At 71.1% G+C, this 15,496-nt stretch carries 12 protein-coding genes and 1 pseudogene; 5 read left to right on the top strand and 8 right to left on the bottom strand.

Annotation, left to right across the window (positions count from 1 at the left end; all coding sequences use genetic code 11):
* Positions 1-133 precede the first annotated feature (133 nt).
* Together ACZ58V_RS35135 and ACZ58V_RS35130 are read right to left on the bottom strand one after the other, a co-directional pair.
* Positions 134-1,039 (bottom strand): S1 family peptidase, encoded by a 906-nt coding sequence (locus ACZ58V_RS35135; RefSeq protein WP_471295215.1) that lies wholly within the window; start codon positions 1,037-1,039, stop codon positions 134-136.
* Positions 1,040-1,227: 188 nt separating this feature from the next.
* Positions 1,228-2,433: a DUF5685 family protein gene (locus ACZ58V_RS35130; protein ID WP_468197163.1), complete on the bottom strand. Its 1,206-nt coding sequence runs from the start codon at positions 2,431-2,433 to the stop codon at positions 1,228-1,230.
* A 288-nt stretch (positions 2,434-2,721) separates the two neighbouring features.
* On the opposite strand from ACZ58V_RS35130, the gene ACZ58V_RS35125 reads away from it, so the two are divergent.
* Positions 2,722-3,159, top strand: a complete 438-nt coding sequence (locus tag ACZ58V_RS35125; protein ID WP_184597617.1) for a cell division protein SepF — start codon at positions 2,722-2,724, stop codon at positions 3,157-3,159.
* A 51-nt stretch (positions 3,160-3,210) separates the two neighbouring features.
* On the opposite strand, the gene ACZ58V_RS35120 is transcribed toward ACZ58V_RS35125, so the two are convergent.
* Positions 3,211-4,401, bottom strand: coding sequence for an acyl-CoA dehydrogenase family protein (locus tag ACZ58V_RS35120; RefSeq protein WP_468197160.1), 1,191 nt, complete (start codon positions 4,399-4,401; stop codon positions 3,211-3,213).
* 979 nt (positions 4,402-5,380) lie between these two features.
* Positions 5,381-6,988 carry an MFS transporter gene (locus ACZ58V_RS35115; RefSeq protein WP_468197157.1) on the bottom strand — a complete coding sequence of 536 codons (1,608 nt, stop codon included), beginning with the start codon at positions 6,986-6,988 and terminating at the stop codon, positions 5,381-5,383.
* 274 nt (positions 6,989-7,262) lie between these two features.
* Between ACZ58V_RS35115 and ACZ58V_RS35110 the strand changes: the two genes are divergently transcribed.
* Entirely contained in the window at positions 7,263-8,483 is a 1,221-nt protein-coding gene (locus tag ACZ58V_RS35110) for a hypothetical protein (protein ID WP_471295212.1), read from the top strand.
* A gap of 227 nt (positions 8,484-8,710) precedes the next feature.
* A complete protein-coding gene (locus tag ACZ58V_RS35105) occupies positions 8,711-9,694 on the top strand; it encodes a phosphatase PAP2 family protein (protein WP_471295211.1) in 984 nt (327 codons plus the stop codon).
* 58 nt (positions 9,695-9,752) lie between these two features.
* Here ACZ58V_RS35105 and ACZ58V_RS35100 read toward each other — a convergent pair whose 3' ends face one another.
* Positions 9,753-9,968: an I78 family peptidase inhibitor gene (locus tag ACZ58V_RS35100; protein ID WP_382498034.1), complete on the bottom strand. Its 216-nt coding sequence runs from the start codon at positions 9,966-9,968 to the stop codon at positions 9,753-9,755.
* 404 nt (positions 9,969-10,372) lie between these two features.
* On the opposite strand from ACZ58V_RS35100, the pseudogene ctaD reads away from it, so the two are divergent.
* Positions 10,373-11,944: pseudogene (ctaD, locus tag ACZ58V_RS35095) on the top strand (aa3-type cytochrome oxidase subunit I); the annotation flags it as partial.
* On the opposite strand, the gene ACZ58V_RS35090 reads toward ctaD, so the two are convergent.
* Genes ACZ58V_RS35090 through ACZ58V_RS35080 form a run of 3 tightly spaced genes read right to left on the bottom strand, consistent with a single transcriptional unit; the run spans position 11,943 to position 14,864 of the window.
* Entirely contained in the window at positions 11,943-12,983 is a 1,041-nt protein-coding gene (locus tag ACZ58V_RS35090) for a helix-turn-helix transcriptional regulator (protein WP_471295209.1), read from the bottom strand. The pseudogene ctaD and the gene ACZ58V_RS35090 overlap by 2 nt on opposite strands.
* A 56-nt stretch (positions 12,984-13,039) precedes the next feature.
* Positions 13,040-14,326, bottom strand: coding sequence for an ABC transporter substrate-binding protein (locus ACZ58V_RS35085; protein WP_471295207.1), 1,287 nt, complete (start codon positions 14,324-14,326; stop codon positions 13,040-13,042).
* On the bottom strand, positions 14,301-14,864 hold the full coding sequence (locus tag ACZ58V_RS35080; protein ID WP_471295204.1) for an MTB12 C-terminal domain-containing protein: 564 nt from the start codon (positions 14,862-14,864) through the stop codon (positions 14,301-14,303). Before ACZ58V_RS35080 ends, ACZ58V_RS35085 begins: the two co-directional genes overlap by 26 nt.
* 139 nt (positions 14,865-15,003) lie before the next feature.
* Between ACZ58V_RS35080 and ACZ58V_RS35075 the strand changes: the two genes are divergently transcribed.
* Positions 15,004-15,489: a hypothetical protein gene (locus tag ACZ58V_RS35075; RefSeq protein ID WP_471295203.1), complete on the top strand. Its 486-nt coding sequence runs from the start codon at positions 15,004-15,006 to the stop codon at positions 15,487-15,489.
* Positions 15,490-15,496 lie beyond the last annotated feature (7 nt).

Here is a 15,496-nt window from a genome sequence, read left to right as displayed (position 1 = left end):
ATTGACACACCTTTCCTTGCACTCTCCCTAAACAATGACAAGCAGCCACAAACTGCCCCACCCCACAAAGGAAAGCCCCCGCACGCAGTGCGTGCGGGGGCACAGAACGCTGCCTACTGCTGCCCGGTAGGGCCTAGTACACGCTGACCCCGTAGGCGCTCAGGGCCTCCGTGACGGGCTGGAAGAACGTCGTACCACCGGAGGAGCAGTTGCCGCTGCCGCCGGAGGTCAGACCGTACGCGGTGCCGTTGCTGCCGTAGAGCGAGCCGCCGGAGTCGCCGGGCTCGGCGCAGACGGTGGTCTGGATCAGGCCGGAGACGATGTCGCCGCCGCCGTAGTTGACGGTGGCGTTGAGGGCGGTGACCCGGCCGCTGTGCGTACCGGTCGTGGAGCCGTCGCGGATGACGGTGGTGCCCACGCTCGGGGTGGCCGCGCGCGTGATGTCCACGCCGTTCGCCGTGCCGGGCCTGGCGACGGACCCGCTGTAGCGCACCAGGCCGTAGTCGTTGCCCGGGAAGCTGGAGCCGGCGGTGGAGCCGATGACCGTGGTGCGGCCGGAGTTGGAGTACCAGGTGCCCGCGCCGTCGGTGCAGTGACCGGCGGTCAGGAAGAACTGCTGGCCGCTGCTGTTCTGGACGTTGAAGCCGAGGGAGCAGCGCCAGCTACTCGCATAGATGGCGTCGCCGCCCTGGATGAGCTTGTTGAACTTGCCGGGGGTGCGCTTGATCGTGAGCGCGTCGGCGTTGGCGCCGGCCTGCTGCTTGATCTTCGCGATCTCGGCCTGGGTGACCGTGCTGTCGACGGTCACGAGCAGCTGGTTGTTCTTGCTGTCGACGGCCCAGGCGGTGCCCGGGATGTCGGCCTTCAGTATCGAGCCGCTCGCGCTCTTGAGCTCGGCGGCGCTGAAGGTGGTGGGGGTGTCGGAGGCGTTCGCGCTGGGGATCGCGATCGCTGCGGCGGCGACGAGGCCGGTGGAAACGGCGATCAGCCGGGTCCGTCTCGAGATGCCGCTGCGGGGGGTGGTGCGCTTGATCCTCACTTTTCGTTCCTCCACAGGGGAAGTAGGGGGCCCTCGTGGGGTCTCGGGCCCGTGAGGCGCAGCCTGGGACCGCGCGTCCGGTTCCCGAACACGCCGTGCCCCTGACAAGCGCTGTGGGGGGAGTATTCGGCCGAACGGCCGGTAGGCGCAAGGGGGCCTTTCGGCCGCCAACCTTTCCTGACGGTGCCTCAGCAGTTACAGCCGCAGTCGCAGCCGTCGCAGCCGCAGTTGTCACAGCAGTTGCCGCAGCAGTCGCAGCAGCTGCAGCAGTCCCCGCATCCGCTGCAGTCGCAGTTGCCGCACTGTCCTTCCTTGCGCTCGCCCGTCCACGGGTCCTGGTACGTGCCGCAGCACATCTGACACGTACAGGCGAGCCCGAGCCACACCGCGCATCCGGCCAGCAGCCCGCGCCGGTTGCCGCGCGGCGGCTCCGGCGGCAGCGGGGCGCCGGGGCCGCCCGGAGCGCCGGTACCGGGCGGCGCATGGGGGCCGGCCGCCTCGGGAGCGGCGGTGTGAGCACAGGAGGCCGTGCCGAAGGCGCGGTCGACGGAGGTGCGCAGCTCGTGCACGAGGAGCCGGTGCACCAGCCGCCCGTCGGTGAACTCCGCCTCCCGCAGCGCCAGCCGGATGCCGTGCACCGCGTCGTCGGCGAGCCGCCGGGCCTCCTGGAGAGAGGTGCCGGTCGCGGTGATCGGGTTCCAGGCGCCTGACGCGGCGTCAGTATGCCGGTCCTCCACGGCGTCCAGCAGATGGGCGAGGCGCCCGAAGAGGCGTCCGGCCTCGGCGAGCGGCCCGGCGTTGTACGGCCGGCCGGCGAGGACCGCCGTGTGCGCGAAGGCGGCGGCGGTCGCGGTCTCGGTCGGTTCGGTCACCGTCAGGATCGGCGTCCCGGGCCCCGCGAGCGCCTCGATGCCGCCCTGCCGGTCCACGGCATCGACGAGGACGGCCGTGTCGAACCCGACGGCGGAGCCGGTCCGCGCCCCGGCCCGGTCCCAGCCCTTCGCGACCCGGCGCGCGGCGCGCGCCACCGGCGCCCGGGCCAGCAGCCCGTCGCCGTCGGCGACATGGTCGCGCACCTTGGCGGAGGCGAGCACCAGCGACACCGCCGCCGCGAGCCGCGCTCCCTCACCGTGCGCGACGGACGCGGTGCGCATCCCGCGCAGTGGACAGGGACCCGCCGTACGCCGTCCCACACCACTCGACGCGCCGGTCGCGAGGCCCGTCTGAGCCTCCGTCAATACAGAGACGAGAAGCCCGTCATAGTTCGTGACGATCCGCGCGAGCTGCCCGTGGTCCCCGCGCAACGCGAGACACAGCCCACACAAATGCGCCATCCACTGGGCGGTGAGACTCTCACCGAGCCGATGCCGACAGGGCCTGACCATTCCGAACACGACGTCCCCCGCGCTCCGTACGACGTTTGAGCGCCGCATAGTATCGGCCAACCCGTTCACCCGTACGCACTGTCCATCACCCAAACGCCGTGAAGAATCATATTTCACTCACAGTCAGCAGTCGTTTACGACAAGGCCCTTGGGAAACACGGACTCTCGACGGAATCGCTGTGCACCAGTACCGTCACAAACCCCCCGTGCGGCGTCTATCCACTTGGCGCGCCATCCGCATCATGGACGACCATAGGGATGCGGAAAGCAGAAAGACCGCTGTGAGAGGAGGCGTCCATGGGATCGGTACGCAAGGCAAGTGCCTGGCTTGGCCTCGTCGACGACAACGAAGACGAGCGTTACTACGACGACGACTACTCCGACGGGACCGAGTCCGGGGAGGCCTGGGTCACCGATCCGCGTGTCAAGGTGGCCTCGGACGTCGCCGAGGAGAGAGGACGCCGCATCGGCACGGTGACCCCGGACAGCTTCCGGGACGCCCGCGCCATCGGCGAGCTGTTCCGCGAGGGCGTGCCGGTCATCATGAACCTCACGGCCATGGACGCCGCCGACGCCAAGCGCGTGGTCGACTTCGCGGCCGGGCTGATCTTCGGCCTGCGGGGTTCGATCGAGCGGGTGTCGACGCGCGTGTTCCTGCTGACCCCCGCCAACACGGAGATCGTGAACGGCGACCCGGCCGGGCACCGCACGGACGGCTTCTTCAACCAGAGCTGAGGCAGGGCCGCTCACCGGCCCTGCCCCCGCGCAGGGTTCACCGGACGGCGTCTACCGGAAGGCGTCGAGTCCGGTGAGGGCCTTGCCCAGCACGAGCTGGTGCATCTCGACGGTGCCCTCGTAGGTGAGCACCGATTCGAGGTTGGTCGCGTGCCGCATCACGGGGTATTCGAGCGAGATCCCGTTGGCGCCGAGAATGGTGCGGGCCGTGCGGCAGATCTCGATCGCTTCCCGAACGTTGTTGAGCTTGCCGAAGCTGACCTGTTCGGGACGCAGGCGGCCGGCATCCATACGCCGCCCCAGATGATGGGCGAGCAGAATCCCCTTGTGCAGTTCGACCGCCATGTCGGCGAGTTTGGCCTGGGTGAGCTGGAAGCCGCCGATGGGCCGCCCGAACTGCTCCCGCGACTTCGCGTAGTCGACCGCGGCCTCGAAAGAACTGCGGGCCGCGCCCATGGCGCCCCAGACGATTCCGTACCGGGCGTGGGACAGACAGCTGAGCGGTCCGCGCAGGCCGGTGACCTCCGGCAGTACGGCGTCGGCGGGCAGTCGTACGTCGTCGAGGACGAGTTCGCTGGTCACCGAGGCGCGCAGGGACCACTTGTGCTTGATCTCCGGCGCGGAGAACCCACTGCTGCCGGCCGGCACGACGAACCCTCGGATCCCGTCCTCGGTCTGCGCCCACACGACGGCGACACCGGCGACCGAGCCGTTGGTGATCCACATCTTGCGCCCGTTGAGCACCCAGTCGGAGCCGTCGCGCTTGGCGTACGTCCGCATGGAGGCGGGGTCGGAGCCGTGGTCGGGCTCGGTGAGTCCGAAACAGCCGATGACCTCGCCGGAGGCCATCTTCGGCAGCCACTCCTGCTTCTGTGCCTCACTGCCGAACCGGTGGATGGCGTACATGGCGAGGGAGCCCTGCACGGAGACGAGGGAACGGATGCCGGAGTCGGCGGCCTCCAGCTCCAGGCAGGCGAGCCCGTACTGCACGGCGGAGGCACCGGCGCACCCGTACCCGCTCAGCGACATCCCGAGCGCACCGAGCCCGCCGAGCTCCCTTGCCAGCTCCCGGATCTCGGGCAGCTCCCCCTTCTCGTACCAGTCGGCCACATACGGCAGCACCCGGTCCGCGGCCCAGGCCCTGACGGTGTCCCTGATGCCGAGGTCCTCCGGATCCAGCAGGTCGTCGAGGCCGAGGGGATCGGCGGGGTCGAAGGGAGGAATCCTGGACGACTCGGACATGCTGGCACCCTCCGAAGCTCTTTAACTAGCACCGCTAACCAAGACGCTACGACGCCTGCCCACCCACGCACCACCCGTAGCTCCCAACCGAGGGCTCAAGGTCGCCGGCGGGGGCCAAGCACCATCGGCGCCTGCGGGCCCGATTCCCGCGATCCGCCAACGCCAACGCCGGATCCCCAGCGAGCCCCCAGCTCAGGCATTCCCCCCGGGCACAGCCCGGGACCATCCCCTCCGCACCACCGGGCCCCTACGCCCCCGGGCCGCCAGGCCGCCTCACCACCGGACTGCAGGGCCACCAGGCCGCCTCACCACCGCACCACCGCACCATCGGGCCACCGACTGCGGGGCCACCGGGCCGTCGGGCCGCCAGGCCGTCGGGCCACCAGGCCGCCTCACCACCGCACCACCGCACCATCGGGCCACCGACTGCGGGGCCACCGGGCCGTCGGGCCGCCAGGCCGTCGGGCCGCCTCACCACCGGACTGCAGGGCCACCAGGCCGCCTCACCACCCCACCACCGCACCACCGGGCCACCGACTGCGGGGCCACCGGGCCGTCGGGCCGCCAGGCCGCCTCACCACCGGACTGCGGGGCCACCAGGCCGCCTCACCACCGGACTGAGGGGCCACCAGGCCGCCTCACCACCGCACCATCGGGCCACCGACTGCGGGGCCACCGGGCAGCCGGGCCGTCGGGCCGCCGACTGCGGGGCCACCGGGCCGCCGCGCCACCGGGCCATCGGGCCGCCTCACCACCGGACTGCGGGGCCACCAGGCCGCCTCACCACCGCACCACCGCACCACCGGGCCACCGGGCCACCGGGCCACCGCACCACCCGGCCACCGCAGAGCGGCAGGCCCTCCGGCCCCAGCCCTCGATGCCCCGCCCAGACCGCCCTCAAGCCGCCGACGGCGCCCCGCCCCCACGGGCGACCCTGACCTCTCGGTCGGCAGTTACGGGCGGTGCGTGGGTGGGCGGGTCACACCGAGACGCGGGACTCCGTCGCGTCCCTCTGCGCGGGTACCTCCACCGCACCCGCCTCCTCCTCGCACTGCATGGTCCGCGGCAACCGCAACGCCATCACCGCGCCGAGCAGCAACAACCCCGCACTCACCAGCAACGTCACATGCAGCCCGTGCACGAACGCGTCCCGGGCGGCATGCCGCAGAGCGGCCCCGGCAGACCCGCCCAGCTGCGCGGCGACCTCGTAGGCCTCCCCCAGCGAATGCCCCGCCGAGGAGGACGCCGACTCCGGCACCCCCGACACACCCGACAGTCCAGGCGCGTACGCCGCGTTCATCACGCTGCCGAGCAGCGCGATCCCGATCCCGGCCCCGAGCTGGTACGACGTCTCGCCGATCGCCGCCGCCCCACCCGCCTGCTCCTGCGGCGCCTCACTCAGCATCGACTCGTACGCCCCGAAAAGCGTCGTCTCCAGCCCGAAACCCAGCAGCACGAACGCGGCCAGCATCAGCGGCCAGTCGTCCGTCCGGCCGAGCGCCGTCAGCAGCACCACCGCGAACGCCGTGAGGCAGAACCCGACGCTCACCATCCGCCGCGGCCCGAACCGCCGCAGCATCCGCGCACCGGCCAGCCCGGCCGCCATCGCGGCGAACGTCAGCGGCAGCAGCCGCAGCCCCGTCTCCAGCGGCGACAGCCCGAGCACCAGCTGGAGGTACTGCGCCGCGATCAGCTCGAGACCGACCAGCGCGAGCATCGCCAGCACGATGCAGCCGACGGACGTACTGAACGCCGGCCGCGCGAACATCTTGAGGTCCACCAGCGGGTGCGCCCGCCGCCGCTGCCGTCGCACGAACGCCACCAGCAGCGCCGCGCCCGCCACCAACGGCAGCACGGTGAGCAGGCTCTCCACCGGCTCCCCGCCGCCGAGTCTCTTGACGCCCAGCACCATGCCGAACAGCCCGGCCGCCGCCATCAGGGCGCCGACGACGTCCCAGGGACCCGTGCCGTCGCCCTTCGACTCGGGCAGCAGCAGCCGCCCCACCGGAAGACTGACCAGCATCAACGGAATGTTGACGAGAAAGACCGATCCCCACCAGAAATGCTCCAGCAGGAAGCCGCCCAGCAGCGGCCCGACCGCCGCGCCCACCGCGGCCACGGCGCTCCAGATGCCGATCGCGAGCGCCCGCTCGCGCCGGTCCGGGAAGACCTGGCGCAGGATCGACAGGGTCGCGGGCATGATCATCGCGCCGCCCACACCGAGCAGCGCCCGCGCGACGATCAGTATCGGTGCGTTGTCCGCCAGGGCCGCCATCCCGGAGGCCACGCCGAACAGCGCGTACCCGAGGAGCAGGACCCTTCGGCGGCCGACGCGGTCGCCCAGGGTGCCGAACAGAATCAGCAGCGAGGCGCAGACCAGCGGGTAGACGTCGACGATCCAGAGCAGCTCGATGCCGCCGGGCCTCAGATCCTCGGTGACGGCGGGGACGGCCACGTGGAGCACGGTGGCGTCCACGGCGACCAGCAGCAGGCTGACGCAGAGGACGACGAGAACCACCCAGCGGTTGGCACCGGCCCCGGCCGCCCGACGGCGCAGCGCAGCGGCAGCCGTGGTCGTCCCGGACATGTACGTACCTCCCAGATGTTCCCTCGCGATCGGCGGGCTCACGGGGTGGGGGACGCCCCCGCGACTCGGCCGGAGAGGAGCGGTGGTCTCCGGCCCGCGCAAACGAAAAGCGAGTGACACGTCAGCGTACGCGAGTCCCCGCCGGAGCCTAGTGGCGGACCTCTCACAGTTCCGGCGGAAAGATGTGGCGTACGCCACTCCCCCGCCACTCCCCTCTGTCCCGACCACGCCCCGGCCGGCCGCCCGGTTCCGCCCCGGGTCGATAATCGGGCCCGTGACCGATCTCGAGACGCGCGTGACCCCGTCGTCCCGCGCCGGGGCGCTGCGCCGGGCGGCCCCGGCGTTGCTGGGGTACGCGGCCGTGCGCGCCCTGGGCCTCGTCGCCCTGGCCGTGTGGAGCGCGGCCCGGGACAAGAGCGCGTACACGCTGCTGACCGCTCGCTGGGACGCGCTCTGGTACACCAGGGTCGCCGAGCTCGGCTACGGCTACGAGGTGCGCCTGGCGAACGGGGACGTGCACTCCAATCTCGCGTTCTTCCCGCTGCTGCCCTGGCTGGAGCGGCTGGTGGCGGCGGTGTCCCCGCTGTCGTACGCGGACGGGGGTTTCCTCGTCGGTCTGTTCGCCTCTCTCGCCGCGGCCTGGGGGATCTTCGCGGTGGCCGACCATGTGTACGGCCGCCGTGCCGGGGTGTGCGCGGTGCTGCTGTGGGCCGTTCTCCCGGTCGGGATCGTGCAGTCGATGGCGTACAGCGAGTCCCTGTTCACGGCGCTCGCCGCGTGGGCGCTGTACGCGGTCCTGACCGGCCGCTGGCCGGCGGCGGGCACGCTGGCCCTGCTGGCGGGGCTGACCCGTCCGGTGGGGATGGCGGTGGTGGCGGCGGTGTGGGTGACGGCCCTTGCCTCTTTCGTGCGGGACCGACGCGCGGGTGAGCCGGACGGCGCACGGATCACGCCAAGCGCCCCCGCTTCGGCCCCCACCCCCCTCAACGCCTCCGCCGATGCCTCTCGCGTCCTCGGCATGCTGCTGGCCCCCCTCGGCACCGCCGGCTACGTGCTGTGGGTCGGCCACCACACCGGCAAGGGGCCGCTCGGTTATCTCGACGTGCAGGCCGGGTGGCGCAACGGCTTCGACGGCGGTTACGCCTTCGCCCGGTTCGTCGCCGAAAAGTTCACGTCGTTCCCCTCGGCCCTGGCCGGCGTCGGGCTGATCGTCGGGGTCGCGTCAGTCATCTGGCTGTATGTGGTCGGGGTACGTCAGCGCCAGCCGCTGCCGCTGCTGGTCTACACCGGGGTCGTCACCGCGCTCGCGCTCTGCGCGTCGAGCTACTTCGGCTCGAAACCGCGCCTGCTGGTGCCCGCCTTCCCCCTGCTGCTGCCCCTTGCACTGACCCTGGCCCGGCTGCGTACGCGCAGGTCAGCGCTGGTGCTGGGGTCCGTCGCGGTGACTTCCGCGGTGTACGGGGCGTTCTGGCTGAACGGCTCCGGTCCGCCCTGACCCGCTGTGAGCGCCGGGGGAATTCCGCACCATGCTCCGGTGAACGAATTCAAAAGCGCAATAAAACCCCCATCCGGAATGATCAAAGGAATTGAAGGCCACAGCGGCCGACGATTGCGGATTCGGTGGAAATAAACCTCCTCCTGAGAGGAATCCCACATCACATCGTCATCACAAAGCCGTTGATTCGCCCGGGATCAGAGCTCACTCGCTGTAACGTCGATTGGGTGCGTACCGAACCGAAGCTCACCCGTCTGGACCGGGTGTTCGCCCGGCTGGATCGTGAGCCGGAACGACCCGCCCACATCGATGTGCCGAAGATGAGCAGGCACCGCATCGTGCTCATCGCCGCCACCGCGGCGTTCTACGGCGCGATCGTGTGGGCTGTGGTGATCACGTCCTGGCTGGTCCGGCTCGACTGGCAGGTCATGTTCTTCCGGCCGTACCAGCAGTGGTCGGAGATCCACTGGTTCGTCGACTACTACGTGGTGCTCGGCCAGCGCGGCCCGACCGCGGTGATGGTGGCGTCCTGGCTGGGCTGGCGCTCCTGGCGGCAGCACACCCTGCGTCCGCTGCTCGCCCTCGGGGTCTCGCTGCTGCTGCTGAACATCACGGTCGGCGCCGCCAAGTACGGCATGGGCCGCCTGGGGCCGCACTACGCGACCATCATCGGCTCGAACGAGATGGGCCTCGGCGGCGATATATTTCCGAGCGGTCACACCGCCAACGCCGTGGTGACCTGGGGAATCCTGGCCTATCTCGCCTCCACCCCCAGAGCGCGCCGCTGGCTGTCCGCCGTGTCCGCCGTGACCTCGCTCGGCGTCGGGCTGGCCACCGTCTACCTCGGTACGCACTGGCTGAGCGATGTGCTCCTCGGCTGGGTCGCGGGCCTGCTGATCATGCTCGCCCTGCCGTGGTTCGAGCCGCTGATCGCCCGTGCCGAGGCCAGGATCTTCGACCTGCGCGACCGCTGGCGGTCCCGCCTGAGCGGTACGGCTTCCGCCCCGGTCAGCGCGCCGCCCGTGGTGGTCACGCCGCTGCCCGCCGACCGGGAGGACATCGCGGCCCGTTCGCCCCGGACCCCGGCCTACCTGGCCCCGGGTCCGCACACGGCCCGCTCGGAGCGCACCCCGGTCACCCCGGCCGGCAGCCGACGCCCGCCGCACCCGGAGCGGCACCCGCGCGGCTCGGCCTCCTCGGCCCACCCCTGACGGACACACGAAGGCCCCGGTTCCGGAGCGGAACCGGGGCCTTCGCCGTGTCTCGGTCTCAGCCCTTCCAGGCCCGCGCCACCCGGCCGCCCTTCACCTCGAAGTTCAGCCGTCCCACGCGGTACTCCATCGTGATGATCGCCCCCGGCGGCAACGAGCGCACCGTCGGCCAGCCGCGCTCACGCGCGAGGTGTTCGGCCCGGTCGGCCGGCAGGCCGACATAGGTGTCCGGGCTGTCGTCGGGTTCCGCGGAAGGTGTCGGAATCGGTGCCATGCCGCCACGCTACCCCCGGTGGCTGTCCGGCCCCGGTCACACTTCTGTCACAAGATCACGACAGCTGTTTCCGGCGATGTCCGTCACACGGACGAGCGGTTCCGTAGGCCTTCTGTAGTCCTTCCGCAGGCATTCGATCGTAATTCCCGCGTGTCACATGAGCTCATGGAAAAGCCCGGCGGAAAGTTCCGGGAGAAGTACCCCCGGAGCTCCATTCCATTCCGGCGCCGCCATCGGTCCGGCCGAGCCGGCGCCGCACAGGAAATGCGTGGATCGGGCATGGAGAGGCCGATACGCCCCTGTCGGAGCGCGCGGTGACCCGAGCATCATGACGTGAGCTCGCGGGCACGTGCGGCGCGGGCTTCGGCGGGCCCGGTGCGCGATGAGCGAAGGGCGAGCGAGCGATGGGGACGCAGACCGTACAGGCGACGGCGCGGCCCGCGCCGAGGAAGCGGCACGGGCGGGTGGTCGTCGACTGGCTGACGACGACGGACCACAAGAAGATCGGCCACCTCTACCTGATCACGTCGTTCCTCTTCTTCCTGGTCGCCGGTGTGATGGCGCTGCTGATGCGCGCCGAGCTGGCCCGCCCGGGACTCCAGATCATCGACAACACGCAGTACAACCAGGCGTTCACGCTGCACGGCACGATCATGCTGCTGCTGTTCGCGACGCCGACCTTCGCGGGCTTCGCCAACGAGCTGATGCCGCTCCAGATCGGCGCGCCCGACGTCGCCTTCCCCCGGCTGAACATGTTGTCGTACTGGCTGTTCCTGTTCGGCGGGCTGATCGTGCTCGGCTCGCTGCTGGTGCCCTCCGGGCCGACGGACTTCGGCTGGACCGCCTACGCCCCGCTCAACAGCGCGGAGCGCACGCCGGGCCTCGGAGCCGATCTGTGGATCATGGGGCTGGCCCTGTCCGGCTTCGGCACGATCCTCGGCGCGGTCAACTTCATCACCACCATCATCGGGATGCGCGCCCCCGGCATGACGATGTTCCGGATGCCGATCTTCGTCTGGAACACGCTGTTCACGTCGATCCTGATCCTGATGGCGTTCCCGGTGCTGGCGGCGGCGCTGCTGGTGCTGGAGGCGGACCGGCGGTTCGGCGCTCAGGTCTTCGACGCGACCAACGGCGGGGCGATCCTGTGGCAGCACCTGTTCTGGTTCTTCGGGCATCCCGAGGTGTACATCATCGCGCTGCCGTTCTTCGGGATCATCACGGAGATCATCCCGGTCTTCAGCCGCAAGCCGATGTTCGGCTATCTGACGCTGGTCGGCGCGACGATGGCGATCACGGGCCTCTCGGTGGTGGTGTGGGCGCACCACATGTTCGTCACGGGCGCGGTGCTGCTGCCGTTCTTCTCCTTCATGAGCTTCCTGATCGCGGTGCCGACGGGCGTGAAGTTCTTCAACTGGACCGGCACCATGCTCAAGGGCTCGCTGTCCTTCGAGACACCGATGCTGTGGGCAGCGGGCTTCCTGGTGACGTTCCTGTTCGGCGGGCTGACCGGGGTGATCCTGGCGTCGCCGCCGATGGACTTCCATGTGACGGACTCGTACTTCGTGGTCGCGCACTTCCACTACGTCGTCTTCGGCACCGTCGTCTTCGCGATCTTCGGCGGGTTCTACTTCTGGTGGCCCAAGTTCACCGGGAAGATGCTCGACGAACGGCTCGGCAAGATCCAGTTCTGGGTGCTCTTCGTCGGCTTCCACACCACGTTCCTGGTGCAGCACTGGCTGGGCGCCGAGGGCATGCCCCGCCGGTACGCGGACTACCTCGCCGCGGACGGGTTCACCGCGCTCAACACCGTCTCGACGATCGGCGCGTTCCTGCTCGGCATGTCGACGCTGCCGTTCCTCTACAACGTGTGGAAGACGGCGAAGTACGGCGAGAAGGTCGAGGTCGACGACCCCTGGGGCTACGGCCGCTCCCTGGAGTGGGCGACGTCCTGCCCGCCGCCCCGGCACAACTTCACGGCGTTGCCCCGGATCCGGTCCGAGTCGCCGGCGTTCGACCTGCACCATCCGGAGTACGCGGCGCTGACTGCGCAGCCCGAGCCAAAGCGCCATCAAGCCGGTCGCGAGTCCTCCTGATCGCCTCGATCAGCTCCACCGGCTCCAGCACCTCGAACTCGAAGCCCAGCATCACCACGTGGATGACCATCACGTCGAGGCTGCCGGCTCCGCAGCGCAGCAGGCAGCTGCCGGGGCCCTCGGCCTCCAGCACCCCGGCGGAGGGTGAGATGTGGGCGGCGGCCTCCTCCAGGGGCGCCAGGAGCCGCACGACTGCGTGGGCGGCGTACACGCGCGTGGAGACGCCCTGGGAGACATAGGCGGCCAGGTCCTCGGCGGGTGGCTCGCGCGGTACGAAGCGCGGGCCGTGCGGCGGCCTGGGCGTGATGCGGTCCACGCGGAAGGTGCGCCAGTCCTCCCGCTCCAGGTCCCAGGCGACCAGGTACCAGCGTCGCTCGGTGCACACCAGGCGGTGCGGTTCGACGCTGCGGCGGCTCAGGGTGCCGTCGTGGCCGCGGTACTCGAAGCGCAGCCGCTCGGCGTCCCGGCAGAGGTGGGCGAGCTCGGTCAGCACGACGGGGTCGACGGCGTCGGGCACGGGGCCGCGCAGCATCGGCACGGTGAAGGCGTTGAGGGCGCCCACCCGGCGGCGCAGCCGGTTCGGCAGCACCTGTTCCAGCTTGGCGAGGGCCCGTACCGAGGTCTCGCCGATGCCCTCGATGCCCTGCCCGGCGGCCGTGCGCAGCCCGACCGCCACGGCCACGGCCTCGTCGTCGTCCAGCAGCAGCGGCGGCAGTTCGGCACCGGCGCCCAGCTGGTAGCCGCCGCCCGTGCCGGGGCTGGCGTTGACCGGGTAGCCGAGCTCGCGCAGCCGGTCGACGTCGCGGCGCAGGGTGCGGGCGCTGACGCCGAGCCGCTCGGACAGGTCGGCGCCGGACCACTCGCGGTGGGCCTGGAGCAGGGACAGCAGACGCAGCAGGCGTGCCGAGGTCTCCAACATGAAAGCGAGTCTGTCAGCCCTTGCGGACAGCCACTGTCCTCAAGGCCCTGCTGTTCTCAAGGCTCATACGCCAGTTGCGGTACGTCGAAGCAGGTGCGGTTCATGTCGCCCTGGCCGACCCAGCCCTTGCCGTCCTGCCAGCGGGCCACCGACAGGCAGGTCTCGCGGGTCTTCGGGGGCTCGGCGAGCCGCCGGAACTCGACGGGCAGGAGCAGTCCGCCCGCCGTGTAGCCCTGGCTGCGGTTCATGAAGCCGTCGACGCACGCGCGCGTGATGCCGGTCTTCGCGCAGGACTTCGCCGCGTCCGTGAACCAGCGTGCGGCGGCCCATCCCTCCAGCTGCCACTGGGAGCGCGTCTCCAGGTCTTTCGTCGCCTCGCGGAACTCCCGTACGGCCGGGTGGCCGGTGTCGTCGAAGTCGCGGCTCGCGCCGGTCGCCCAGAGGGCGTTGCGGCAGCGCGGGGCGTCCTCGTAGTCGTCGGGGACGGTGGACGTCCAGTTCTGCACGTTGGTCACCTTGGCGGTGACGTCGGCGCCGACCTGGTCCATGGCCTGGCAGAGCCGGGCGTTGCCGTGGCTGTCGATGGCGTCGAAGACCAGGTCGGCGCCCTGTTCCTTCAGATCGGCCGCCACGGCGCGGAAGTTGGGCAGGGCGAAGTCGACCTGCTCGGTGACGACCTTGTAGCCCTCGGCGCGCAGGCCCCGCTCGACGAGCCGGGCGTAGGCGGCGGACGCGGACTGGTTGTAGGAGACGACGGCGGCGGTACGGGCGCCGTGCTCCCGTTTGAAGTAGCGGTAGACCTCGGTCCCCCCGTACAGCTTGCCGTCCCAGCCGGTGGTGCCGTCGCGGGGCGCGAGGCTGCCGTAGATGCCGTAGAGGTGCGGGTAGGTGTCGTAGGCGCCGCCGATGGGCTGGCCGCCGATGTCGGGCACGCGCGCGCGGGAGACACGGGAGGCGCCCGCGTAGTCCAGTGCGGTGGTGGCGACCAGGGCGACGACGTCGTCCTCCTCGACCAGCTTGTGGACGCACTCGTTGTTGCCGACGCCGCTGCCGCCGTCGTCGCACAGGCGAACCTCGACGCGGCGGCCGTCGACGCCGCCGCGCGCGTTGAGCCGGTCGAACCAGGCCTTGGCACCGTCGCGCGGGCCGGTGAAGGCGTTGCCGCCGACCGGGCTGGTGGCGCTGGTGATGATGCCGACCCGCAGGGGCGCGGAGTCCCGGGGCGCCGGGGAGCGGTCGTCACGCTCGAAGTCGCTCTCCGGGAGCCGGCTGCCGCAGGCCGCGCTCAGGGCCAGGAAAAGCACCGCGGCGAGGATCTCAGCAGCCCGGGACCGGCGACCCATTGCCGCTCATCTGCACCAGCGAGCACAGCGTCTTGACGGACACCTTCCAGGTGCCGTCCTGCTCGACGGCTGTCCCGGAGGCGTCCGGCAGGGCGGTGGCCCCCTTCAGAGTGAGCGTGTACGTCACGTCCGCCCCGGTCGCCGAGGTGAACTCGACCTTGGTGACCTGCGCCTCGACCTGCCCGCCGCGTTCGTCACCGCTGAAGGCCTGCAGCACCGGGCCCATCCGGTCGCCGTTCTCCAGGACGGCCTGTTTGTCCTCGGTCGAGGTCTGCGGGTCGAAGAACGTCTCCCAGTTCTGCTTGATCTCCTTCTCGGCCGCGGTCCGGTCCGCCGGCGCGCTCGCCGGGGCGCTCGTGGTCCGCTCCGCGGTCGGTGTGGGCGGCGTGCTCTCACTGCCGCCGCCGCTGTCGTCACTGCACGCCGCGAGGGCCGGGGCGAGGGCCAGGACCAGGGCGGCCGCGATCGCCGTACCCCGTCCCGCGGCTCGCGGGCCCTCTGTCGCTTTACCCCGCCTGAGGTCGCTGCCGAGAACCATCTGGCTCACCACCGGGTGTCGGTCCGGGCCATGTGCGCCCGGTGCTTTCAGGGTCAGCTTCCACAGGGCATAGTGCAAGCGATCGCCGGACTTGAACAGGCAGCCAGCACACAGCCGAACCGACGTGTGGGAGCCAGCGATGCGGACAAGCCGACTGCGGACCGTGCATCCCGTCCTGTGGGCCGGCTGGGCCGCGCTGGCCGCGGGCGCGGTGCTGTGCGTCGTCGGCTGGTACGGCGTCTCCGGCGAGCGCTTCGCGGAACGGCAGCTCCCCTACCTCGCCTCCTGCACGGTCCCCGGCGCGGCGCTGATCGTCTCCGGGGCGGTGCTGCTGGCCCACGGCCGGGGCTCGATCGCCGCCGCGCGCGTGGAGGAGCTGTACGGCCTGCTGGTGGCCGCCGGACCCGACGGCCCTCAGGGGCGCGCCGAGACCGGGCAGGCCTCCCTCGCGCCGCTCGCGGTCAGCGGCGAGCAGCTGATGGTGCCGGGCGGCACGCTGTGGCACCGCGCGGACTGTCCGCTGGTCGCGGGCAGGGCGGAGGCGGTCCCGGTCGACTCCAAGCTGGTGGCGAGCGGTGAACTGGGCCCCTGCCCGATCTGCGAGCCCACCGGGGAAACCGACTGAGCCCGGC

It is taken from the genome of Streptomyces sp. NPDC040589 (genome assembly GCF_055594445.1).
This window is presented reverse-complemented; position numbering and strand designations above follow the sequence as displayed.

Excerpts from the sequence above, each read along its gene's own strand:
- ACZ58V_RS35125 (WP_184597617.1), top strand. The coding sequence starts at position 2,722 with ATGGGATCGGTACGCAAGGCAAGTGCCTGGCTTGGCCTCGTCGACGAC.
- ACZ58V_RS35120 (WP_468197160.1), bottom strand. The coding sequence starts at position 4,401 with ATGTCCGAGTCGTCCAGGATTCCTCCCTTCGACCCCGCCGATCCCCTC.
- ACZ58V_RS35115 (WP_468197157.1), bottom strand. The coding sequence starts at position 6,988 with ATGTCCGGGACGACCACGGCTGCCGCTGCGCTGCGCCGTCGGGCGGCC.
- ACZ58V_RS35100 (WP_382498034.1), bottom strand. The coding sequence starts at position 9,968 with ATGGCACCGATTCCGACACCTTCCGCGGAACCCGACGACAGCCCGGAC.
- ACZ58V_RS35090 (WP_471295209.1), bottom strand. The coding sequence starts at position 12,983 with ATGTTGGAGACCTCGGCACGCCTGCTGCGTCTGCTGTCCCTGCTCCAG.
- ACZ58V_RS35085 (WP_471295207.1), bottom strand. The coding sequence starts at position 14,326 with ATGGGTCGCCGGTCCCGGGCTGCTGAGATCCTCGCCGCGGTGCTTTTC.
- ACZ58V_RS35080 (WP_471295204.1), bottom strand. The coding sequence starts at position 14,864 with ATGGTTCTCGGCAGCGACCTCAGGCGGGGTAAAGCGACAGAGGGCCCG.
- ACZ58V_RS35075 (WP_471295203.1), top strand. The coding sequence starts at position 15,004 with ATGCGGACAAGCCGACTGCGGACCGTGCATCCCGTCCTGTGGGCCGGC.